Below are 22,872 nucleotides of genomic sequence, written 5' to 3' on the forward strand. Positions count from 1 at the left end.
TTATACTGAGCTAGTCGAAGTACGAAAGCATAATTAGACACATGGCAGAACAAGGTCAAGACAATTTTAGAGATACCATCGGAACATTGAACGAAGAAGGGAATCGCGCTTGGGTATTTCCTAAAAAACCCGACGGAAAATGGTATACCTATCGTAAATATGTAAGTTATATATTGCTAGCATTTTTACTATCTGCTCCATTTATAAAAATAAATGGAAACCAGTTTTTAATGTTTAATGTACTGGAACGTCGTTTCAATATTTTCGGATTTCCATTTTGGCCTCAAGACTTTCATCTATTTGTTATTATGATGCTTATAGGCGTAGTTTTTGTCATCCTATTTACTGTTGCTTTTGGTCGTTTATTTTGTGGTTGGGTCTGTCCTCAGACTATATTTATGGAGATGGTATTTCGTCGTATTGAATATTGGATAGATGGAGACAGAGGAAAACAAATTCGTCTTTCCAAGATGCCTTGGAATGCAGAGAAGATAAAAAAAAGAGTCCTTAAGTGGAGTATCTTTTTTATCATTTCATTTCTCATAGCAAATGTCTTTCTAGCATATCTCATAGGTAGCGATCAGTTACTACGCTATATCGTTGATGGTCCCTCTAAGCATCAAAGTACCTTAATCTCACTTCTCATTTTTACAGGGGTATTCTATTTTGTTTTTGCTTGGTTTAGAGAACAGGTATGTATCATTGCTTGTCCTTATGGTAGACTACAAGGAGTATTACTAGACAACAAATCTATTGTAGTTGCCTATGATCATAAACGTGGAGAAAAAGAAGCAGGACGTGCTAAGTTTAAAAAAAATGAAGATAGACCATCATCGGGTAAAGGAGATTGCATCGATTGTTTTCAATGTGTAAACGTATGCCCTACGGGTATAGACATTCGTAATGGAACACAACTAGAATGTATAAACTGTACCGCTTGTATCGATGTTTGTGATCAAATGATGGAAAATGTAAATCTTCCTAAAGGATTGATCCGATATACTAGTGAAGATAATATTGAAAAAAAGAAAAAATTCACCTTTTCTCCGCGATTAAAAGGATATGTCGCTGTGTTAGGGATTCTCACAGCTGTCCTTATTGGAATGCTCTTTTTACGTAATGATATCGAAGCTCGTATCCTACGTTTACCAGGGCAATTATATGAACATAAAACAGATAACATCATCAGTAACGTATACACGTTTAAACTCGTAAATAAAACAATAGATGACATAAACAATGTCCATTTTGAACTTTTGTCTCATAAGGGAATCATTAAACTGGTCTCTCACGACGATTTTAAAATAGAAGGTCAAGGACTTGCAGAAGGCACCTTATTTATAGAAATAAATGCGAGCGCACTTAATGGTGATAAAGATAGATTAGAAATAGGGGTTTATAGCGGAGACGATTTAATAGAAACCACGACCACTGCCTTTTTAGGGCCTAGAAGTTATAAATAGAAGTACGCTTTCGCGAAAGCGTATAAAATAAGAAGAGGTTTAATTAATAAAAGCCCCGTTTATACGGGCATCAAGTCATATGAAATGGAATTGGGGAAAAGGTATTGTTGTAGGGATGATCGCTTTTATGAGCTTTATACTCTATATGGTGATTACAATGAGTACAGACAAGAAATATCATCACGACCTAGTTACCGAATCTTATTATGCCAAAGAAATGGCATACCAAACTGAAATTGATGCCGAAACAAATACAAATAGTCTCAAAGAAAAAATAGAAGGCAAAAAAACAAAAGAAGGATGGTTACTATCATTTCCTTCAGAATTAGATCCTGCTAAAATAACAGGAAATGTGTTCCTATATCGACCGTCTAACCAGAAACTGGATTTTGACTTTCCATTAGTCCTTTCTGGATCAAATTTGCTCATACCTGACAAACAGATGGTAGACGGTCGTTGGAACATTACTATAGCATTTGAATACAACAGTAAAGAATATCTCTATAAAAAACCAATCGTTTATTAATGATTTACACAGCACTTATATTTGGGTTATTAGGAAGTTTTCACTGTGTAGGCATGTGTGGTCCTATTGCTTTTTTATTACCCTTAGATCGTACAAATTCAACCAAGAAAGTACTACAGTTAGTAAGCTATCACTTAGGACGTATTCTCATGTATGCCATCCTTGGATTAATTTTTGGGATTGTAGGAAAAAGTCTTAATCTATTTGGATTACAACAACAATTATCTATAAGCATCGGTATACTTATGATCATAAGTGTGCTCATCCCTACTAAGCTTTTTAATCGTTATAATTTTTCTAAGCCTATTTATAAAGCTGTTGCTAGACTAAAAAGTGAGCTAGGTACTGCTTTAAAAAAGAGAACGCCAGGGACTTTTTTTACCATAGGATACCTTAATGGTATGTTGCCATGTGGCTTAGTGTATATTGCTATTTTTGGAGCGCTTGCTACTGGAGGCATTTTAAAAGGAAGCATATATATGGCCGTTTTTGGACTAGGAACAATCCCTTTAATGACAATAGCAATCTACCTAGGAAATTTCTTAACTAACACTATAAAACAACGCATTTTAAAAGCAATTCCAATAGTTGTCGTAATTATAGGAATGCTCTTTATAGTAAGAGGTTTAGGGCTTGGCATTCCATATATCTCACCTTCAGAAATGGTCACTGTTCAACAAGTTTCGGCAAATCATAGTTGTCACTAATCATACTAAACTAATTTAAATCCTATCATATGAAACATTTAATAATACCATTGGTTAATTGGGGAATAGGAACTATTCTTATTGGAGTATTTGCCTTCGTTTGTATTATCATCGCTCTTATTGTATATAATATGATACAGAGTGATAAAAAAGACACTAAGGCTCGAGAGTTCACTCGAGATCAAAATTAGATACTTGAAATCTCTTAACAAGAAAAAAGGAAAGCATAAAGCTTTCCTTTTTTTTTTACATAACAACAACTAAATTTTATGATTATACAGTCATAGAAAACAATTGTGTTTCTGGTTTTTTTCGCTGTAAGCGCATATCAAAAGGCAAGCAAATATTACGTACAAATGGACGCCCTTTCTCTGTTACAACAATCTTTTTAGAACCTATTTCAATAAGACCATCTTTTTCAAGTTCTTTCAATTTTACAAGCACTTCTGGAAGTTCCGGAAAGAATAATGAATCATCATTCCATGAAGTTTCAAAGGAGCACATTAAATGAAGGATATGCTTACGAATGATTACATCTTCGGGCGTAAGGATGTGCCCTCTATATATGGGTAAAATCCCGTCATGAACGAGCTGTTGATATTCTTCTAGATTCTTTACATTTTGGGCAAAGCTATACCAACTATCACTTATAGCAGAAACGCCTAGACCTATCATTACCTGCGTTTTACTAGCAGTATATCCCATGAAATTTCTATGGATACTCCTTGCTCGTTGTGCTCTATAAAGGGTATCTGTTTTTAAGGCAAAATGATCCATTCCTATTTCTACATATCCAGCTTTTACAAGCATTTTCTTTCCTATCTCATATTGCAAACGTTTTTGATCTGCCGTTGGAAGATCTATATCTTTAAAGCCTCGTTGTCCATTTCCTTTCATCCACGGCACGTGTGCATAGCTATAGAATGCGATACGATCTGGACATAATGTAATTGTCTTATTAATGGTATTAATAACATCATCTTGTGTTTGAAATGGAAGTCCATAAATAATGTCATGCCCTACAGATTCATACCCCGTTACTCTAGCATCTATTGTTGCTCTTTGCACATTCTCATATGGTTGCACACGATTAATTGCCTTTTGCACAGTCCCGTTATAGTCTTGTACACCATAACACACACTCTTAAAACCATTCTCAGCAAGTGTCGTGAGATGCTCTTTTGTTGTATTATTAGGGTGTCCTTCAAAACTGAGTTCGCAATCTTCCGTTTTCTTAGCAATTGTAAAAATGCCAGATAATAATCTATCTAGATGTTTTGGAGAAAAAAATGTAGGCGTACCTCCCCCTAAATGGAGTTGTTTTATTCTTGGTTTTTCGTCAAACAGCGCATAATACAAAGCAAATTCTTTAATGACTGATTGTATATAAGGAATCTCAACATCGTGATTTTTTGTAATCCTTTTATTGCATCCACAAAATGTACACATACGTTCACAAAATGGCAAGTGAATATATAAGCTTATACCCTCGCTAGTATTGCTTTCGCGAAAGCTATCCAACAATGTTTTCTTCCACATTTTTAAAGAGAACTGATCTTGGTCCCAATACGGCACAGTCGGATAACTTGTATATCGTGGTCCAGCCACATTGTATTTTGAAATAAGTGTACACATAGTATTCTATTTTAAAATAGCGTTCCAACTAAGATGGTAAGGATACTTACCAATACACTTGTGATTAGAAGATTAAGTACCAGTTTAGGCTTCTGCACTGTCAAAATAGAGGCGTTGTGTGCGCTACAAGCAGCTACTACAAAGAAAATTTGTATCATTTGAGCAAAACCATTGCCTTGCATCATCGTTGTCATAACAGCAACAGACCCTAAACAAGTAGATAAAATAATAGCGAGTGCAGAGTATCCTATAAAGTTCTCGTGCCAATCTGTACTAATTTTTGCATATAGTGTGTTCATCATTGTATTGTTTTAATTATACTTCAAAACTAGTATATGACACACAGGGAAAAGATGACTTTTATCACCTTTGAAAAACAAACTATGTATAGTTAGAACACATTACTACAAATTCAGATTCTTATAGTTACAAATCATTTTGCAGATCACTGTAAATCAATTAGATTTACTAATCAAAACAAATTTAAGCGAGTACTTATGAAGGTATATAATTTCTGGCGTCCAATAGTAATTAGTCTTATCATTCTTCTGCTATTTTCATGTAAGTCAAAGAACGAAACAAAACCCACAATTACTACTTTACTTGAGACATCAGAAAGTTGGAATGGGAACCAACTTCCAAACTATCTAAAAGGAAAACCAGAAGTTACCATCCTAAAAGTTGTAATACCCTCCAAAACAAAACTAGCAATTCACAAACATTCTGTAATTAATGCTGCAGTTGTTCTAAAAGGTGAATTATCCGTCATAACTGAACAGAAAGATACATTACATATAAAAACGGGCGATGCGTTTACAGAAGTAGTAGATACTTGGCATTATGGAATAAATAATGGGAATGTCCCTGCTGAGTTAATTGTATTCTATGCAGGCGTAGAAGGTGTTCCTAATACCACTGCAAAACAAGTAGAATAAAGCAACGAGTTACTTAAAAGCTACTATTTTAATTCATGTGTTGCAGTTATTTCATTAAAAAACAAAGATTAAATAATGTCTAGTTCAAAAAAAAATCTACATTTGTACTATGATTACTTCAAAAAATAAAACACGTATAGTATATATCGCACCCCCCGTGCGACGCCGACGCTAATTTCTTTTAGCTTGCCGCATACTATTATTACGTTTTTATTTTTTTACTGTGTACCATATAAATTTCAAATCATACGACCATCAAATAGCTATTTCTCAAAATAGCAAGCATGTTGTACGCCCCTTTTTCTTCCGCCGCCCGTAAGGGTATTTTTCTATGTATAGAACTTAGGTGAGTCCGGTTCTCTTTTCAAAACTCAATACAATACATTTTTAACTTTTTAAATCAACAACAATGGAAATCATTATTGCTGATCAAACGCATAGCATATATGCACAAATTATATGTGATACCATAAAAGAAGCTGCTCAGGTACGAGGAACTGGTATTGCTAGACGGAAACCAGAATACATCATTTCAAAAATGGAAAAAGGAAATGCTGTGATTGCTCTTGATGGGCAAACGTTTGCCGGCTTTTGTTATATAGAAACTTGGAGTCACGGGAAGTTTGTTGCAAACTCTGGTCTGATTGTACACCCTATTTATAGAGGACAAGGACTAGCAAAAGAAATCAAAAAGCACGTTTTTGAGCATTCAAGAACCAAGTTTCCAGATGCAAAGATATTTAGTATCACAACTGGTCTTGCTGTTATGAAATTAAATAGTCACTTAGGCTATACCCCTGTTACCTTTTCTGAACTCACAAAAGACCAAACGTTTTGGGATGGATGTAAAACATGCAAAAATCATGACGTTTTACAGCGCACTGAACAATCTATGTGTCTTTGTACAGGAATGTTATATGATCCCAATATCAAACAAGAAAAAACACCAAAAGAGATCACTAGCAAAACTTTTACTAGGCTAAAAAGCATCAAACAATCGCTTTTTTTAAAAAATAAAAAGAAATGAATACATCAAAAAAAATAGTGCTTGCCTACAGTGGTGGATTAGACACTTCATATTGCGCAGTACATTTATCAAAAGATAAAGAATTTGAAGTACATGCCGTAAGCGTAAATACAGGAGGCTTTACCTCAGAAGAAATTCAAACAATAAAAAATACTGCCTATACACTAGGAGTAACTAGTTATAAGAGCATACAAGCAGTTACTTCTTTCTATCAAAAAGTAGTAAAGTATTTAATCTTCGGTAATGTATTAAAAAACAACACCTATCCTTTGTCTGTAAGCGCAGAGCGTATCATACAAGCCATCAAAGTCATTGAATATGCAAAAAGTATTGATGCAAAATACATAGCTCACGGAAGTACAGGTGCAGGAAATGATCAAGTTCGTTTTGATATGATTTTTCAAATACTTGCACCAGATATTAAAATCATAACACCCATAAGAGATCAACAACTTTCTAGACAGGAAGAGATTGATTATTTAAAATCACACGGTATAGAAATGCCTTGGGAAAAAGCAAAATATTCTATTAACAAAGGGCTTTGGGGAACAAGTGTAGGAGGTGAAGAAACCTTAACTTCAGAAAAAGGATTACCAGAATATGCGTTCCCTTCACAACTAACAAAAGAAGGAAAAGAGAGCATTATCCTAACCTTTGAAAAAGGAGAACTAACAGCCATCAATGGGGAAAAGCAATCCCCAGAAAAGAACATAGAAGCTTTACATACCATAGCATCACCCTATGCTATAGGGAGGGATATTCATGTAGGTGATACAATTGTAGGTATAAAAGGACGTGTTGGTTTTGAAGCTTCGGCGGCGCTCATTAGCATTAAAGCGCATCATTTATTAGAAAAACATACTCTTACCAAATGGCAATTACAGCATAAAGAATATATAGCAAGTTTCTACGGCATGCATTTACATGAAGGGCAATATCTAGATCCAGTCATGAGAGATATGGAAGCTTTTTTATCTAGTAGTCAAGAAAAAGTTTCTGGTGATGTCATTGTGACATTACAACCCTATCATTTCTCCTTAGAAGGTGTTATTTCTAAAAATGATTTAATGAGTACTGAGTTTGGGAGCTATGGTGAAATGAATACACAGTGGACTGCAGCAGAAGCCAAAGGGTTTATAAAGATTAATGGAAATCAAAATAAGATCTACCAACAAATACACACAACATCATGATAAAGGCAGGAATCATAGGAGGAGCTGGATACACCGCAGGAGAGCTGATAAGAATACTATTGCATCATCCAAAAACCAGTATTAATTTTATTTTCAGCACTTCAAATGCAGGAAATAAAGTATATAAAGTTCATCAAGACTTAATAGGATCTACAGAGCTAAGTTTTACAGATACGATCAATCCTAATGTAGATGTTGTATTCCTATGTTTAGGACATGGGAATTCTAAAAAATTCTTAAGTGAACATTCATTTTCTAAGAATACCAAAATCATTGATTTAAGTAACGATTTTAGACTCTCTAAAGATCACTTATTTCAAGGAAAGTCTTTTGTCTATGGGTTACCTGAGGTATTTAAAAAAGATATTAAGGAAGCGCAATACATTGCAAATCCTGGTTGTTTTGCAACTGCTATTCAGCTAGCATTAATGCCTTTAGCAGCCAACAATCTCATAACATCAGATATTCACGTAAATGCAGTTACTGGGGCTACAGGAGCTGGAGTCTCCCTTTCTAAGTCTACACATTTTACTTGGAGAGATAACAACTTCTCTCATTACAAATCATTCACGCATCAACACTTAGGAGAAATTTATCAAACAGTCCATCTGTTACAAAATGATTTTAATGTTGAGATCAATTTCATTCCTAATAGAGGGAACTTTTCAAGAGGAATTTTCGCGACAGCGTACACACATTTTAAAGGAACGATAGAAGAAGCGATCACATTATATAAAATGTATTATAAAGATGCTCCCTTTACAGTGGTATCTGATGAAGAAATTCATTTAAAACAAGTCGTAAACACGAATAAGTGCCTCCTTCATCTACAGAAGCACAATAACAAATTATTAATCACAAGTAGTATAGACAATCTATTAAAAGGAGCTTCGGGACAAGCTGTTCAGAATATGAATTTGGCTTTTGATCTTATCCAAACTGATGGTCTACACTTAAAAGGATCCAATTTTTAAAACGAACACACATGAAAATAGCCATTATAGGAGCAGGGAATTTAGGGAAATCTATTGCAAAAGGATTAGTTACAAATCAAATACTGACTACCCTATATCTTACAAAAAGGAATACTACAGATCTCAAAGAATTTGAGGATTACAAAAATGTCATCATCACTCAAGACAATTCGCTAGCAATTCAAAATGCTGATATTTTAGTATTTGCTGTTCAGCCAACTCAGATAAATCAGATTCTGAGAAATACACAACCGTTATTAACAAAAAAACAAGTAATCATCTCAACGATTACTGGGTTTTCTATCGCTAGTATCGAAGAAATTATTGGACAGCAACAATCTATTATCAGGGCCATGCCTAATACAGCTATTGCTGTTGGAAAATCTATGACATGCCTCTGTAGTAATACCCTTGGAGAACAACGCATTGAAACTGCCGAAACTATTTTTAATCAACTAGGGCACACCTTACAGATACCAGAACCTCAAATGCAAGCAGCTACTGTTATTTGTGCTAGTGGTATTGCATTTTGGATGCGTCTCATTAGAGCCACAACACAAGCGGCAATCCAATTAGGATTTGACGCAAAAGAAGCGCAACAACTTGCCATGTATACAAGTGAAGGAGCCGCTAGTTTATTAATACAAAACAAACAACATCCAGAACAAGAAATAGACAAGGTGACGACTCCTAAAGGATGTACTATCGAAGGATTGAATGAGATGGAACATAAAGGGTTGAGTTCTTCTCTCATTCAAGGTATGGTTGCTTCCTATAATAAAATTAATACAATAAAAAAGGAACAGTTATGAGTTTATTTAATGTATATCCGTTATTTGATATTACGCCCGCTTTCGCGAAAGATGTATTTGTATATGACACAAATAATGTCAAATATCTTGATTTATATGGAGGTCATGCGGTCATTTCTATTGGTCACTCACATCCTCATTATATCCAACGTATTAGTGAGCAATTACAGAAGATAGGGTTTTATAGTAATGCTATTCAAAATCCATTACAGAGTGCTTTGGCGACTAAACTTTGCAAACTCTCAAGTTGTAAGGATTATCAATTGTTTCTTTGTAATTCTGGTGCAGAGGCAAATGAAAATGCATTAAAACTAGCCTCTTTCTATACAGGTAAAAAGAAAGTACTTGCCTTTAAAAATGGTTTTCACGGAAGAACCTCTGCTGCTGTTGCGGCAACAGATAATCCAAAAATAATTGCACCTATCAACGCTCAACAAGAAGTTGATTTGGTAACATTGGGTGACATTCACGCTGTCGAAGATATTCTAAAACAAAACAAAACCTGCGCTGTTATTATCGAATGCATTCAAGGAGTTGGTGGTCTTGATGAAATGCCTACGGCGTTTTATAAAGCTGTCGCAAAACTTTGTAAGCAACATAATACCTTATTAATTACAGATGAAGTACAATCTGGTTTTGGAAGAACCGGTGATTTCTTTGCTTTTCAAAATCACGAGATAACACCAGACATCATTTCTATGGCAAAAGGAATGGGAAATGGATTTCCTATAGGTGGTATTTTAATTCACCCTGATCTAAAAGCATCTTTTGGAATGTTGGGCACCACCTTTGGAGGTAATCATCTAGCATGTGTTGCATCACTCTCGGTACTAGAAATTATAGAAAGGCAGCATCTTATGCAACACACAAAAGAGTTATCCACCTACTTTATAGAAAAAGCACAAACTCTCTCAAAGCTTACAAAGGTTAAAGGACGAGGGCTTATGCTAGGTTTAGAATTTGACTTTTCTATTGTGGAGTTACGTAAAACACTTTTATACAAACATCACATATTTACTGGAAATTCTAAAAACCCAAACCTATTAAGAATCCTTCCTCCATTAACTATACAGAAGGAGCATATTGATCAGTTTATAGATGCTTTACAACAAGAATTATGAAAGCCCATAATGGGCATTTAATAGACAAAAGTCAATACCAACCGATATAATTAAATCATTCATGAACAGGTTGGCAAAACAATTTAAATACAATGAAAAAATTTACAACCATATACGATATAGAAAATATACCCGAAATCATTCAAGAGGCTATTGCTTTAAAAACAGATCCTTTCCAATATGAAACGATAGGAAAACATAAAACGCTAGTGATGCTATTCTTCAACGCTAGTTTGCGTACTAGATTAAGTACCGAAAAAGCTGCTAAAAATTTAGGAATGGAAGTCATGATTCTTGACATAAACAGTACTTGGAATATAGAATTTAAAGATGGTACTATCATGAATCTACATAGTGCTGAACATATAAAAGAAGCTGCCCAAGTGATTTCTCAGTATGCAGATATGATCGCAGTAAGAGCTTTTCCGAGTTTAAAAAACAAAGCAGAAGATGAATCTGAATATATCATGAATAGCTTTATGAAGTATGCCACGGTGCCTATTATTAATATGGAAAGTGCTACAGCACATCCCTTACAAGCACTTACAGACGCTATTACCATTTCTGAATTAACAGACAAGAAGAAACCCAAAGTAGTCTTGTCTTGGGCTCCGCATCCTAAAGCACTTCCTCATGCAGTGGCAAACTCGTTTATAAAAATGATGCAATCTATAGAAGTAGATTTTTCGATTGTGCATCCTAAAGGATATGCACTAAATCCTGAAGTCACAAAAGACATTCCTATTTCTCATCACCAAGTAGAAGCATTAAAAAATGCTGATGTTGTCTATGTAAAAAACTGGAGTAGTTATAATCAATACGGACAGGTGTTACACGAAGATTCTAACTGGATGATCACCAAAGAAAAGACAGGAAACGCTTCTTGTATGCATTGCCTTCCTGTGCGTAGAAATGTTGTGATAGAAGATGCTGTTTTAGATAGTAAGAATTCAGTAGTAATACAACAAGCAAACAACAGGACTTATGCTGCTCAGATTGTATTAAAAAAATTATTAGAAAATCAATAATATGGAGACACTTAAAGTTATAAAAATAGGTGGTCAGATCATTAATGATCCTAAAAAATTATCTTCTTTTCTAGAAAATTTTGCAACATTAAAGGGTCCTAAAATATTAGTCCATGGCGGCGGAAAACTAGCAACATCTCTTGCAAAACAAATGAACATAACGGTTACTATGAAAGAAGGAAGACGCGTTACAGATGCAAAAACCTTGGACATTATTACCATGGCCTATGCTGGTAAAATAAACAAAAACATAGTGGCAACCCTTCAAGCAAATTATTGCAATGCTATTGGATTTTCTGGAGCAGATGGAAATACGATTGTTTCTAAAAAACGACCTGTCAAAGAAATAGATTATGGCTTCGTAGGCGATATAAAAAAAGTACATACTGAAACTCTAAACCTTCTCATACATCTGAACATCGTTCCTGTTTTTTGTGCTATAACTCATGATACCCAAGGACAATTATTAAACACAAATGCAGATACCATTGCTTCAGAATTAGCTATTGCATTTTCAGATAATTTTCAAGTCGAATTGTATTACTGTTTTGAGAAAAGCGGTGTTTTAAAATCAATTCAAGATGAAACTTCAGTGATTAAAACAATCACCACAAAAGATTACAAAACATATATAGATCAAGGAATTATTACAGATGGCATGATTCCTAAATTAGACAATTGTTTTTACGCCATCAAGAATAAGGTACGCCAAATATACATCGGTATGCCAGATATGATATTTGATACAACAATTCCACACACTTCAATACAAAAATAATGACACTAGAAAATCTAACAATTGCTGCCATTGAGCTTCTCAAAAAATTGATTGAGACATCTTCATTTTCGGGAGAAGAAGATGCTACCGCTACGCTTATCTCAGAATGGTTTATAACACATAACATTCCATATAAAAAGGTGAATAATAACATTTATGCGACTACTAAAAGCTTTCGCGAAAGCAAACCAACCCTATTACTAAATTCACATCATGATACCGTAAAGCCCAATAAAGGATACACAAAAAATCCTTTTAAGGCTATTATTGAAGAGGGTAAGTTATACGGTCTTGGCAGTAATGATGCTGGCGGTGCGTTGGTTTCTTTACTGGCTACATTTACTCATTATTATCATCAAGAAAATTTACAATACAATCTAGTCTTTGTAGCCTCGGCAGAAGAAGAAAATAGTGGCCCACATGGATTACACAGCATCTTAGATACTATTCCAAAAATAGATGTTGCCATTGTAGGAGAACCAACATTAATGCAGCTCGCTATTGCCGAAAAAGGGCTTGTCGTTTTTGATGCTATTGTAAAAGGAACTCCAAGTCATGCGGCACATCCTAACACTGATAATGCCATTTACAATACAATTCCTGTCTTAGAATGGTTTAAGAATTATACGTTCAAAAAAACCTCGAAGGCATTAGGAGATGTAAAAATGACGGTCACACAGATCGATGCAGGAATACAACACAATGCGGTTCCTGCAGAAGTAAAATTGGTTGTTGATGTACGTGTAAACGATGCATATTCTAATCAGGATATCTGTGATATTTTAGAAAAAGAAAGTCCATGTACGAGTATCACTCCGCGTGGTTTACTATTAAATGCATCGTCTATATCATCTGAGCATGACTTGGTAAAAGCAGGTATTGCAATAGGAAGAGGAACATACGGTTCTCCTACCCTATCTGATCAAGCAGTATTGTCTTGCCCATCTTTAAAATTGGGGCCTGGAGACAGCACACGTTCACATACTGCAGATGAATTTATATATATATCCGAAATTGAAGAGGGTATCCGTCTGTACATTGAAATATTAAAACAAGTCATTATATAATTAATACTGAGTACGCTTTCGCGAAAGCGTATAAAACACAATTCAAATAGTCATAATACACTTAAAACAATAGTATGAAACTTTGGGATAAAGGGTTTACGATAGACCAACAAATAGAACAATTTACTGTAGGAAATGATAGAGAGATCGATATGCACATCGCCATATATGATGTACAAGCATCGCTTGCTCACGCGGAGATGCTTGCAGCAATTGGAATCATTTCTTCAGAAGAATTACAGCAATTAGACAAAGGATTAAAAGGAATAGCATTGCAAATAGAGGAAGGCACGTTTATCATAGAATCTCAGTTTGAGGATGTGCATTCTAAGATCGAATATGAACTCACTAAAGAATATGGAGAAGTAGGTAAAAAAATTCATACTGCACGTTCAAGAAACGATCAAGTGCTCGTGGCATTACAACTATTTTACAAGGACCATTTAAAACAGGTGATTACAAAAACCAATACATTATTTGACACTTTTTTACAGCTAGCCGAGACACATAAAAAAACTATTTTACCAGGATATACTCATTTACAAGTAGCGATGCCTTCTTCTTTTGGGTTATGGTTTTCTGCCTATGCAGAGCTATTGGTAGATGATGTTTATATGCTCCAAGCTGCCTTAAAAACTGTCGATCAAAATCCGTTAGGATCGGCTGCAGGTTATGGGAGTTCGTTTCCTATAGATAGAAATTTTACAACTGTAGCATTAGGGTTTTCTACACTTAAATATAATGTAGTTGCAGCACAATTAAGTAGAGGGAAAAATGAAAGAACTGTTGCCAGTGCTTTAGGTGGACTATGTAATACTTTAGGAAGATTTGCCATGGATATTTGCTTGTATATGAGTCAGAATTTTGGATTCATTTCTTTTCCTGATAAACTCACTACTGGGAGTAGTATCATGCCACATAAAAAGAATCCCGATGTGTTTGAACTCATAAGAGGAAAGTGCAATAGAATTCAGGCTTTACATACAGAAATGCTTCTCATCACCAATAATTTACCTAGTGGATATCACAGAGATTTTCAATTATTAAAAGAGCATAGTATTACTGCTTTTCAAGAAGTGATAGAGGTTTTAGATATCTTCAATTATGCGATCAAACAAATTATTATAAAGGACATTGATTTAAAAGATGAGAAGTATCAATATTTATATACGGTAGATAGCATTAATACGCTTGTTATGGAGGGTCATTCCTTTAGAGATGCGTATCAACAAATAGGCTCTCAAGTACAATCTGGGACGTATACTCCAGAGCAGGCAAAAGAGCATACTCATATAGGGAGTCTTGGCAATTTATGTCTGGATAAGATTAAGGAGAAGTTTGATCTAGCGTTGGGCTAGAGTATAATTTTACATTAATTAGTTAGATTTAAAGTTTCTTTTGCTAAATGAAATATGCTTTCATGCCAACCCTTTTTTATATGTTGAAGTACTTCTTGTTTTTTAATATCAGGTAGCTCTTCAAATTCTAAAAATACTTCAATGTCTAACTGTGTACTATTATTATCAATGGGTATTGCAGTCAAGTAATACGTGTAACGTTTGAGGTTTTCAATGTCTGTAGTTCTCTCCCCAATGTCTGTAGTTCTCTCCCCATAGATTAACTGTGTATTATTCTGTGAATCCCCCAATGTTTCTACTTTAAAAATGTCCGATCCAGAAATACACTTATGTGTCGTTCCTACCCTATTTAAACGGAACGCATCATAATCTAATCTATCAACAAGTTTGTACCAAGATGTTCGAACACTAAAATCACTTATAAACTGATACACCAGATGTACATCTTTAGAAATTATAATTTGTTCGTTTATTTGTGGTGAAAAACCTGGTTTTACAATAGTACGTTCAACATTGTTTTTTTTAGATTGCAATGTTTTAAAGTAATAATGTGATGTCCCAAAATCATACAAATCGGCCTTTTCTTCAAAACCAAATTCAAGAATAGACTCATCATAAAAATCAATGGTCTCCTTAGATATCAACAAGTATTGGTTAGATGGGATACTGTTTTTTAAGAATCTATGAATCTTGATTACATCTCCTCCATAGGGTTTTACGATATCCTTAACTCTTATATATGATATTTCTCCATAGTGAATAATAAATTTAACTTTTAGATCATGAGCACTAATACAAGCACCACAATTACAAATACGATTGGTATTATACAGATCTAAATGTGTAGAAAAAGCATCTAGCATGTCTGTTGATTGTTCAATCAGATCATTAAAGGATGGCATTGTTTCTGTAAACATAAAGAGTGCATCTCCTTCTATTTCTACTAATTTTAAATCAATCGTATTTGCATCTATTAATAATTCTAATAGCTCAGAGATAATATGTTTGCTATGTTCTATTTCAGTATGTGTCACAAAATTTGTAAACCCACTGATATCGGGCATAAAATATAGTGCGTAATTTTTCATCGTAAATTATATTGAAATTTTAAACATTAATGCAAATGCTGCAATCGAGATCAATAATCCCACTAAAAAAATATTATAGGTAATCCGTAGGATGTTATATTTTTTGTGTAGTACTTTTCCAAGAAAGTACAGGTCCTTAATCATTGAGTCATATAAATATTCCTTATCATTCATCATTTCATGCATTCCCCAAGTAAAATCTTTTAGCGAGACACTATGGAAGTTCCCGAAGAATAATAGGTTTACCGTTCTATTCTTAATATCCTCCTTCGTAAAAAAACCTTGTGTCACTTTTGGTCTTGTTGAAAGGATTGAAAAAATCATAGCAATAATGCTAAATCCAATTAAAACAATTGTCGGGAAAATAAGATGACCATTTGTAGGGTTATCTAATTTTGGGACTAAAATTGATAATGCAACAGAAATAATAATGGCATTTACAGAGAGTAATATATTAGCCTTAGCATCTGCTATATCACTTAGTTTCATGTGATTTTTCAAGGAGACTCTAAAGGCTGTTTCAATTCCTTTTTCTGGTTTTTCGTTCCTTTCACTAGACACATCAATCTTATCTTTTTCTTTTAGAAGTTTAAATATTGTTTTCTCTTTAAGCTCTTGCCAATTGTCTTTAGCATATTCTGTATAGAACCGATGCCTATTTAAAAAAGTTAACGTGGTTTCTATCCATGTTTTATGAGCTATCGTAATTTGTTGTTCAGCTTCTAGCTCTCTACGAAGTAAGTCTGAATATCCTATAAAATCTTTATGTGTAATATGCCCACAGTCTGAATCTTTTATAATTTTCTCCAGCAATGTAGTAGGTTCTACCCCTAATTTTGTAGAAAGAATCGTCGCTTTTACTTTATCAATAAATTCTTGATCGACTACAAGAGTTTCCAAAAAATCAATACAAATCTCGACACTTTTTTCTTCGTGATCTTTTGGTGAAATAATATATCCTGTATCATGAAAGAATCCAGCAACTTTTAGAATTGATTTATCTTCTTCATTTAATTCTAAATGATTGGCTAAATTTTCGGCAAATTTTACTACCCGAAGCGTGTGATCATAATTATGATATAGTAATATTTCCTTTTTTGAAGAAAAAAACTTAAAAACATAACTTTCAACTTCAGATATTAAATCAATCATATTTAAATGTTGCATTTTTTAAACAAATTATCTATTTGACAATATTGAATATTTATAACACAACAAGCAGGACATTCTTCTAAATACTCAAATTTGATGCATTTAATTTCTGAATTACTTTTACATAGGCTACGATTGAAAAGTTCTTTAATATCATAGTAAGAAATGTTATGCGCTACGTACATAGAACAAAAAAGGCTTCACATTACTGTGAAGCCTTTTTTTATTACATCAATACGAATTAAAGGTATTGGTATTTATTAAAACATTGATTATTCTTGAGTTCTTAATTGTTTCATGAAAGCTTTAAGCTTATTAGCTTCAATTTCTGTAGGAGTTTGTTCGTCTACAATAAGAGAAACATTACCACTAAATACGTGACTTAAATACAAAGGAGATCGTATAGCATCACCTCCTGTATCTGGAGCTCCACGATGACAGCTGAAACAATTTAGTAGCTTTGATGCATCCGTAATTTTATCTGTAGTTGTTTGATACGTTTGTGTAAACGTCTCCATCGTAACATTTGCAGAAGCTAATGACCCTCTAGCCATAGATCCCGGTGTTGCATCTTTAATATGTCTATATAATTTTACAATAGTATCTGCTTGTTGAGTTGGTGTTAAACCATCCATATTTAACCAAATAGCACCATCATATTGGTAATTTTGCCAAACATCATTTTCGCTTTTTAAGGCAGCAGAAACACACATATTAAGGCTGTCTATCTTATTATAGTTGTCTGGCTCTGGTTGACTTGTTTTCACATAATCATTAGGACCCGTTACAGCTACACCATACTTAAACAATCCAAATGCTTGATCTGCTTTGACTGCACTTCCAGATTGCCATCTTATTCCATCAACACCAGTCACACTTCCTTCTTTAAAAATAAGCGTGTTCGTATCTGAACTTGCTGTATTAGAAGGTATATCAAATACTGGTGCTAAAGAATTATGCTCAAACGTTGCCCAGATAAATTCTGGGTGATTAATCACAACGCCTACTACGTGCATTCCTAGTAATGCAACTTCTTCTTTTACGACTGTTCCATCTTTTTGCGTCACAGCTGCCATGGTAGTATAGTAATTCTTTTCTGCGATATCCTTACTTGGTAACGCCGTTATTGGAACCCAAGAAACTTTGGTTTCTAATGAACTTACTGGAAAGGTTGCTGTATTATTTTTAGATAACGTACCATTCTTTATACTATCTACATATTTTGTAATAGCTGTTTCTAGTATAGAATTAATATGTATAGAATAATAAACGGTATCCGAAGTTTTACCATCTGCGCTATATTCTGGAGTTGTTTGTAAAACGGCATCTAGTCCAGCTTGATGAATACTAGATAATGCAACAGAAGTTCCAGAAGGAATTGTTACAGGCTCCATCTGATTGGTAACTTGTTTTAAAGAATCTAAGAATAGCGGTCTCCCATTTGCTTCAGGTTTTGTTAGCCATAAAAACTTTTGGAATGACCACTGTTGAAACATACAGTTGGTTGTACTTGTTGTATCAAAAGGGCTTCCTTTTCCTTCTTCAGGTCCTGGTGTTTGTGAATGTGGAAACCAGTTTTTTTCGCAATCACAAGGCGTAGATCCCGTAGATGTGGCTACAGCTAGATCACTATAGGTTTCGAGTTTTGCTTCCGGTGTTGCTTTTTCTTGTTTTTTTTGATCGCAAGCACTCAAAAAAAGTGTAATAACTCCTAGAGTTAATAAACTTTTTAAAATGATAGATTTAGATTTCATTGATTTGTGGGATTAATGGTTAGAGTTTCATTTTCAATGTGTTACAAAATTAACAAAATTTTCACAATGCCAAATACGTAGAACTACTTGGTTTTTAAAAAGGAAATTTGGTAAAGATATTTTTAGATAACACCAAAATTCAGATACAATAAAACTTATATAGGGAGTGAAGTCTATGATTAGATTAAGCAAGTATTATACCTATCTCAATCTTCGTTTCTTAATCCCACACACTCTTACTCAATCACAATATCGTAATCGCGGCATAAGTCAAACATCTAATTATCGATTGTTTCTCAAGACGGCATAGACTTTTCCATTGCCTTCCAAAAAGCCATTAGAGTTTATTGCATAATTCGTTTTCGAAACGCTATGGCGTACATTACCACCAATGGTCACAACATGATCCTTTGCGATTCTAACAACGATATCACAGTGACTCTTGAAAGCATCATTGTTCAAGGCAAAATCATATGTAGCTCCAGAACCTGCTCTGCTTCTGCAGACCATATCACCTAGTTGTGGCTTATGTTCATTAATCCGAAAGCCCCAGTAGGGACCGTCAACATTCTCATTTCTTCGTCTAATAGCTTGGTGTGCATACTTTGAATGCGCAGCAGCGAACTTAAAACCACTATACCCTCTTGCAGTCTTAACACAAAACGAGATAAATGCTGCCGACCACGGAACGTCGCGATCTTTGCCATCCAAATTGAGCGGAATCGCCTGCCAGAACTCTCCCACAAAATTGAAATGTGGTGAGTGATGTTCTTTTGCATTACCCTTATCAAAACGAAGCCATTGTTTCACGCATTCACGCATGAGTCGTTCTTTTGCAGGTGATACTTGGTCACGTAATACATTCTTGGACACGAAGACGTCTCGCTGTTCACCATCTAAGGTAACTGAGCATGGAAGCCATCGATCACCTACTTGTTCCCCAGTGACCACAACAGGGTCAGATTGATTTAAGACACCAACAATATTGTTCCCAAATCTAGGTGTACCTCTAACGTTTGCGATAAACATTCGTGAATCAATTGCTTTGTCATTCATAATTCCTATGTCTTATGGTTAGTCTGCTATGCTCGCCCTAGATTGTTCTTGTCTATATCAAATGATATATGCTAGTTGAGAATTGTAATATTCATCTCAACTACTACATAACATATTCTTAAATATATTAAAAATAAATATAACATGCTTAATTCCAAATAATTAATAACACACACTTAGTATTTGAAGCTATTTAATATCTAAAATTTTGAATTTTATTTTTAGCAAAAAAATGAAATCCATATTAGAAATTAAAAAAGCAGCAACTAATAATGGTTAAAGATTACTTCGAAGAAAAAAATAAAATGGATCATTATAAAATCTAAAAAACCTAAGATCAATACATGCAGATCTCAAGGATCAAAAAAGCCCTCACAGAAATGTGAAGGCTTGATTTCTTTAATAGCGGGAACTGGACTCGAACCAGTGACCTTCGGGTTATGAGTTTAAACAAACATTTTTTTATTATTAATCAGAATACTGAATTAAGGGTTTATTATATCTATTGGGATGCTACTACACGCAATAGTGTGTAAGACCCTACCTATAGTAATATTTCGGTTTATTTTATCAGAAAACAAAAATAATAGATAAGACACTAATAGATGTAATCTTCTTAAAATATAAATTATACCTAAATTATTGTGAGTGTCAAAATTATATATATATTTGAACAAATAAATTGGTAAACCAGTTTGGAAAACCAATTTATCTACTTAAATATAATGCTCTTGAAGTTATAGATTCAGTATGTAAAATACTGTAAATGAGCCTACTTTTAAAGAACTTCCCTGCAATTATATTTGTGAATTTGAATATTATAATGTTGTATTTAGGCATTTATTTTTTGCTTTCGCTAAAACGTATAATTATTAATTAATTCTTTTATGACTCGATATCTTCTCTTTTTTTGCTCATTGATTTTATTAGGATCCTGTACTAAATCAGATCCTATCAATGTCAAGATCGTCACAACGGAAAACGAACTTCAAGAAGCCATCAAGAATATAAACGTTGGTGATGAGATTGTACTTAAAGACGGTATATGGAAAGACGTCGCCATCCAATTTTATGGAGAGGGAACCAAAGATAACCCCATAATACTTCGCGCAGAAACACCTGGAAAAGTAATATTAGAAGGAAATTCTTCTCTTAAATTAGGAGGGAAATATCTTGAAGTAAGTGGCCTTCATTTTAAAAATGGTTTTACAACAGAAGAGGCTGTTATTCGTTTTATGATAGATAGTGATAGAATTGCTTATCACTCACGAGTGACAGATTGTGTCATTCAAGATTTTACAAATCCAGATAGAGACAGCAAGAATTTGTGGATAGAACTCTGGGGACAACACAATAGTTTTGATCATAACTATATTACAGGAAAAACAAATCAAGGCCCCACCTTACGTGTTTCCTTAAAGGGGAATGAAAATGTAAATACCTATCATCAGATAAAAAATAATCATTTTGGACCACGCCCAAGAAAAGGAGGGCCACGCGCCGAAACTATGCAAATAGGAAGTAGTTTCACTTCTATGACTCCAGGATTTGTAAATGTTGAGCATAATTATTTTGAACGTTGCAATGGTGAGGTAGAGATTATCTCGAGTAAATCTAATTATAATACGTTTAAGAATAATGTATTCTTCGAGTCTGAAGGCTCTCTCGTACTTCGTCACGGCAATTATGCAACGATAGATGGAAACGTATTTATAGGAAATGATAATTCAGAATTTATTGGAGGGATTCGAGTAATTAATACGGGGCATTGGATCGTAAATAACTACTTCTACAATTTAAAAGGAAACGAATTTCGCGCTCCACTTGCAGTGATGAACGGTATACCTAAATCTCCTCTTAATCGTTACAATCAAGTAACAGATGTAGTGGTAGCACACAATTCATTTATTAATACAAAAACGCCATGGCATTTTGGTGTAGGGGCAAACCTTAGTCAGGCCGAAGTACTTCCTGCTTCAGAAATTCGATCTGCAAGAGCTGAGCGTATGATAATGGCAAACAATTTGGTGTATACAGATAACGCTTTCGCGAAAACAGTTAAGACGTACGACTCTATTACAGGTGTATTATTCAAGAACAATATCATTAATGTCCAGAATAAAAGTGAATACCAAACGGATGGTCTTATTACTAAAGATATGAAGCTTTCAACTATAGCCGAAATATTCCAAACACCACAAAACCTCAATGCAGAAATTTATAAAGGTTTTGACTTTAATCGCATAGAAGAAGACCTCTTTAATAATAAGCGTACAGATAAAAATGAGATAGGTGCCATTACAAAATCAATAGAAAATGGCACAGAGTTGCTAGATATATCTAATTATGGTACCTCGTGGTTCAACACAAATCCACCAGAAACAACTCCAAAGACAATCAAAGTTTCAAATACTTCGGAACTTACTAAAGCGATTGCAGAAAGCACTAATGGTGATACTATTGAATTAAACGGGGGTGATTATGAGATTAATGAAACATACGCTTTCGCGAAAGCGGTAACCCTTCAATCCTCCACAAGTGAAAAACCTGTACTTATTTTTAAAAACACAGACAAAGGATTTGAACTCCAACCACGTGCTAAACTGAAAATCAAAAACATAATTCTTAAGGGAGAAGTAAATACAGATGCTTTTGCCACGCTTGATAAGAATATGGGGCAGTCGTATGAGCTTTGGCTTGATCAGGTAGAAATTGATGGATTTAAGAGTGTATTAGAAACAAGCAAAGCTTCGTTTGCCGATACGATTTCAATTAAAAATAGTGTCATTCAAAACACATTACGAGGCATCCAACTCAATAAAGAAACGAATGACAAAGGAGATTATAACGCAGCATTTGTTTTTATAGAAGACTCTCAATTTAATAATGTGAAAATGGACGTACTCGATTATTACCGTGGTGGTTATGACGAATCTACTATAGGTGGGAGCTTAGTTGTTAGTGGTAATACATTTACCAATTGTGGCGCTAAAGAATCAAGTAATATACTTCTCAAAACTAGAGGTATTGTACATGTAAGGTTAGAGAATAATAGCTTTAAGAATAACCCAGTAAAAACCATTGCAGTGCTATGGGGAGAAAAAGGACAAAAACCTTTGAATAATACGGTTGTAAAGTCTGGTGAAATTAAAGTGGTACAGAATTTAAAATTAAAATTAGTGTATTAATAGTATGTAA

At 34.2% G+C, this 22,872-nt stretch carries 21 protein-coding genes; 15 read left to right on the forward strand and 6 right to left on the reverse strand.

What is annotated here, in order from left to right; translation table 11 throughout:
* Positions 1–41: 41 nt before the first annotated feature.
* The 4 genes from ccoG (at position 42) to ABJD27_RS11890 (ending at position 2,887) form a co-directional block, all read left to right on the forward strand.
* Positions 42–1,463, forward strand: a complete 1,422-nt coding sequence (gene ccoG, locus ABJD27_RS11875; protein WP_348162418.1) for a cytochrome c oxidase accessory protein CcoG — start codon at positions 42–44, stop codon at positions 1,461–1,463.
* Between the two features lie 79 nt (positions 1,464–1,542).
* Positions 1,543–1,989, forward strand: a complete 447-nt coding sequence (locus ABJD27_RS11880) for a FixH family protein (protein WP_348162420.1) — start codon at positions 1,543–1,545, stop codon at positions 1,987–1,989.
* The gene (locus ABJD27_RS11885; protein WP_348162422.1) at positions 1,989–2,696 is read left to right on the forward strand and encodes a sulfite exporter TauE/SafE family protein; all 708 of its coding nucleotides are present in this window, start codon (positions 1,989–1,991) and stop codon (positions 2,694–2,696) included. Before ABJD27_RS11880 ends, ABJD27_RS11885 begins: the two co-directional genes overlap by 1 nt.
* A 29-nt stretch (positions 2,697–2,725) precedes the next feature.
* Positions 2,726–2,887 carry a hypothetical protein gene (locus ABJD27_RS11890; RefSeq protein ID WP_348162424.1) on the forward strand — a complete coding sequence of 54 codons (162 nt, stop codon included), beginning with the start codon at positions 2,726–2,728 and terminating at the stop codon, positions 2,885–2,887.
* A gap of 82 nt (positions 2,888–2,969) precedes the next feature.
* Here ABJD27_RS11890 and hemN read toward each other — a convergent pair whose 3' ends face one another.
* Positions 2,970–4,331 (reverse strand): oxygen-independent coproporphyrinogen III oxidase, encoded by a 1,362-nt coding sequence (gene hemN, locus ABJD27_RS11895; protein WP_348162426.1) that lies wholly within the window; start codon positions 4,329–4,331, stop codon positions 2,970–2,972.
* Between the two features lie 11 nt (positions 4,332–4,342).
* Positions 4,343–4,633, reverse strand: a complete 291-nt coding sequence (locus ABJD27_RS11900) for a hypothetical protein (protein ID WP_348162428.1) — start codon at positions 4,631–4,633, stop codon at positions 4,343–4,345.
* Positions 4,634–4,828: 195 nt separating this feature from the next.
* On the opposite strand from ABJD27_RS11900, the gene ABJD27_RS11905 reads away from it, so the two are divergent.
* The 10 genes from ABJD27_RS11905 (at position 4,829) to argH (ending at position 14,624) form a co-directional block, all read left to right on the forward strand.
* Complete coding sequence (locus tag ABJD27_RS11905; RefSeq protein ID WP_348162430.1) at positions 4,829–5,266, forward strand: cupin domain-containing protein; 438 nt, start codon at positions 4,829–4,831, stop codon at positions 5,264–5,266.
* A 409-nt stretch (positions 5,267–5,675) separates the two neighbouring features.
* Positions 5,676–6,293 (forward strand): GNAT family N-acetyltransferase, encoded by a 618-nt coding sequence (locus tag ABJD27_RS11910; protein WP_348162431.1) that lies wholly within the window; start codon positions 5,676–5,678, stop codon positions 6,291–6,293.
* Positions 6,290–7,486, forward strand: coding sequence for an argininosuccinate synthase domain-containing protein (locus ABJD27_RS11915; protein WP_348162432.1), 1,197 nt, complete (start codon positions 6,290–6,292; stop codon positions 7,484–7,486). Before ABJD27_RS11910 ends, ABJD27_RS11915 begins: the two co-directional genes overlap by 4 nt.
* Positions 7,483–8,460 (forward strand): N-acetyl-gamma-glutamyl-phosphate reductase, encoded by a 978-nt coding sequence (gene argC / locus ABJD27_RS11920; protein WP_348162434.1) that lies wholly within the window; start codon positions 7,483–7,485, stop codon positions 8,458–8,460. Before ABJD27_RS11915 ends, argC begins: the two co-directional genes overlap by 4 nt.
* A gap of 11 nt (positions 8,461–8,471) precedes the next feature.
* Positions 8,472–9,272, forward strand: a complete 801-nt coding sequence (gene proC / locus ABJD27_RS11925; protein WP_348162436.1) for a pyrroline-5-carboxylate reductase — start codon at positions 8,472–8,474, stop codon at positions 9,270–9,272.
* The gene (locus ABJD27_RS11930) at positions 9,269–10,393 is read left to right on the forward strand and encodes an aminotransferase class III-fold pyridoxal phosphate-dependent enzyme (RefSeq protein WP_348162438.1); all 1,125 of its coding nucleotides are present in this window, start codon (positions 9,269–9,271) and stop codon (positions 10,391–10,393) included. Before proC ends, ABJD27_RS11930 begins: the two co-directional genes overlap by 4 nt.
* Positions 10,394–10,485: 92 nt before the next feature.
* Positions 10,486–11,421, forward strand: a complete 936-nt coding sequence (locus tag ABJD27_RS11935) for an acetylornithine carbamoyltransferase (protein ID WP_348162440.1) — start codon at positions 10,486–10,488, stop codon at positions 11,419–11,421.
* Position 11,422: 1 nt separating this feature from the next.
* Positions 11,423–12,199 (forward strand): acetylglutamate kinase, encoded by a 777-nt coding sequence (argB, locus tag ABJD27_RS11940; RefSeq protein ID WP_348162442.1) that lies wholly within the window; start codon positions 11,423–11,425, stop codon positions 12,197–12,199.
* A complete protein-coding gene (locus ABJD27_RS11945; RefSeq protein ID WP_348162444.1) occupies positions 12,199–13,266 on the forward strand; it encodes a M20 family metallo-hydrolase in 1,068 nt (355 codons plus the stop codon). The genes argB and ABJD27_RS11945 overlap by 1 nt, the downstream gene beginning before the upstream one ends.
* A gap of 74 nt (positions 13,267–13,340) precedes the next feature.
* On the forward strand, positions 13,341–14,624 hold the full coding sequence (gene argH, locus ABJD27_RS11950; RefSeq protein ID WP_348162446.1) for an argininosuccinate lyase: 1,284 nt from the start codon (positions 13,341–13,343) through the stop codon (positions 14,622–14,624).
* Positions 14,625–14,638: 14 nt separating this feature from the next.
* On the opposite strand, the gene ABJD27_RS11955 is transcribed toward argH, so the two are convergent.
* From ABJD27_RS11955 to ABJD27_RS11970, 4 genes are all read right to left on the reverse strand, one after another.
* Positions 14,639–15,712 (reverse strand): DUF2652 domain-containing protein, encoded by a 1,074-nt coding sequence (locus ABJD27_RS11955; protein ID WP_348162448.1) that lies wholly within the window; start codon positions 15,710–15,712, stop codon positions 14,639–14,641.
* Between the two features lie 6 nt (positions 15,713–15,718).
* On the reverse strand, positions 15,719–16,864 hold the full coding sequence (locus ABJD27_RS11960; protein ID WP_348162450.1) for a Pycsar system effector family protein: 1,146 nt from the start codon (positions 16,862–16,864) through the stop codon (positions 15,719–15,721).
* A 272-nt stretch (positions 16,865–17,136) separates the two neighbouring features.
* Entirely contained in the window at positions 17,137–18,618 is a 1,482-nt protein-coding gene (locus ABJD27_RS11965; protein WP_348162452.1) for a hypothetical protein, read from the reverse strand.
* Positions 18,619–18,900: 282 nt separating this feature from the next.
* Positions 18,901–19,674 carry a DUF2272 domain-containing protein gene (locus ABJD27_RS11970; protein ID WP_348162454.1) on the reverse strand — a complete coding sequence of 258 codons (774 nt, stop codon included), beginning with the start codon at positions 19,672–19,674 and terminating at the stop codon, positions 18,901–18,903.
* Between the two features lie 887 nt (positions 19,675–20,561).
* Between ABJD27_RS11970 and ABJD27_RS11975 the strand changes: the two genes are divergently transcribed.
* The gene (locus tag ABJD27_RS11975; protein WP_348162456.1) at positions 20,562–22,862 is read left to right on the forward strand and encodes a chondroitinase-B domain-containing protein; all 2,301 of its coding nucleotides are present in this window, start codon (positions 20,562–20,564) and stop codon (positions 22,860–22,862) included.
* The last annotated feature ends 10 nt before the right edge of the window (positions 22,863–22,872 follow it).

Origin of the sequence: Dokdonia sp. (assembly GCF_039945015.1) — a bacterium.
In the GTDB taxonomy this organism is placed as follows: Bacteria; Bacteroidota; Bacteroidia; order Flavobacteriales; family Flavobacteriaceae; genus Dokdonia.

Bases quoted from the DNA above. Each gene is read 5' to 3' on its own strand.
- ABJD27_RS11955 (WP_348162448.1), bottom strand. From the start codon at position 15,712: ATGAAAAATTACGCACTATATTTTATGCCCGATATCAGTGGGTTTACA.
- argC (WP_348162434.1), top strand. From the start codon at position 7,483: ATGATAAAGGCAGGAATCATAGGAGGAGCTGGATACACCGCAGGAGAG.
- ABJD27_RS11900 (WP_348162428.1), bottom strand. From the start codon at position 4,633: ATGATGAACACACTATATGCAAAAATTAGTACAGATTGGCACGAGAAC.
- ABJD27_RS11910 (WP_348162431.1), top strand. From the start codon at position 5,676: ATGGAAATCATTATTGCTGATCAAACGCATAGCATATATGCACAAATT.
- ABJD27_RS11885 (WP_348162422.1), top strand. From the start codon at position 1,989: ATGATTTACACAGCACTTATATTTGGGTTATTAGGAAGTTTTCACTGT.
- ABJD27_RS11890 (WP_348162424.1), top strand. From the start codon at position 2,726: ATGAAACATTTAATAATACCATTGGTTAATTGGGGAATAGGAACTATT.
- argH (WP_348162446.1), top strand. From the start codon at position 13,341: ATGAAACTTTGGGATAAAGGGTTTACGATAGACCAACAAATAGAACAA.
- ABJD27_RS11880 (WP_348162420.1), top strand. From the start codon at position 1,543: ATGAAATGGAATTGGGGAAAAGGTATTGTTGTAGGGATGATCGCTTTT.
- ABJD27_RS11970 (WP_348162454.1), bottom strand. From the start codon at position 19,674: ATGAATGACAAAGCAATTGATTCACGAATGTTTATCGCAAACGTTAGA.
- ccoG (WP_348162418.1), top strand. From the start codon at position 42: ATGGCAGAACAAGGTCAAGACAATTTTAGAGATACCATCGGAACATTG.
- ABJD27_RS11960 (WP_348162450.1), bottom strand. From the start codon at position 16,864: ATGATTGATTTAATATCTGAAGTTGAAAGTTATGTTTTTAAGTTTTTT.
- ABJD27_RS11935 (WP_348162440.1), top strand. From the start codon at position 10,486: ATGAAAAAATTTACAACCATATACGATATAGAAAATATACCCGAAATC.
- ABJD27_RS11975 (WP_348162456.1), top strand. From the start codon at position 20,562: ATGACTCGATATCTTCTCTTTTTTTGCTCATTGATTTTATTAGGATCC.
- hemN (WP_348162426.1), bottom strand. From the start codon at position 4,331: ATGTGTACACTTATTTCAAAATACAATGTGGCTGGACCACGATATACA.
- argB (WP_348162442.1), top strand. From the start codon at position 11,423: ATGGAGACACTTAAAGTTATAAAAATAGGTGGTCAGATCATTAATGAT.
- ABJD27_RS11915 (WP_348162432.1), top strand. From the start codon at position 6,290: ATGAATACATCAAAAAAAATAGTGCTTGCCTACAGTGGTGGATTAGAC.
- ABJD27_RS11965 (WP_348162452.1), bottom strand. From the start codon at position 18,618: ATGAAATCTAAATCTATCATTTTAAAAAGTTTATTAACTCTAGGAGTT.
- ABJD27_RS11930 (WP_348162438.1), top strand. From the start codon at position 9,269: ATGAGTTTATTTAATGTATATCCGTTATTTGATATTACGCCCGCTTTC.
- ABJD27_RS11945 (WP_348162444.1), top strand. From the start codon at position 12,199: ATGACACTAGAAAATCTAACAATTGCTGCCATTGAGCTTCTCAAAAAA.
- proC (WP_348162436.1), top strand. From the start codon at position 8,472: ATGAAAATAGCCATTATAGGAGCAGGGAATTTAGGGAAATCTATTGCA.
- ABJD27_RS11905 (WP_348162430.1), top strand. From the start codon at position 4,829: ATGAAGGTATATAATTTCTGGCGTCCAATAGTAATTAGTCTTATCATT.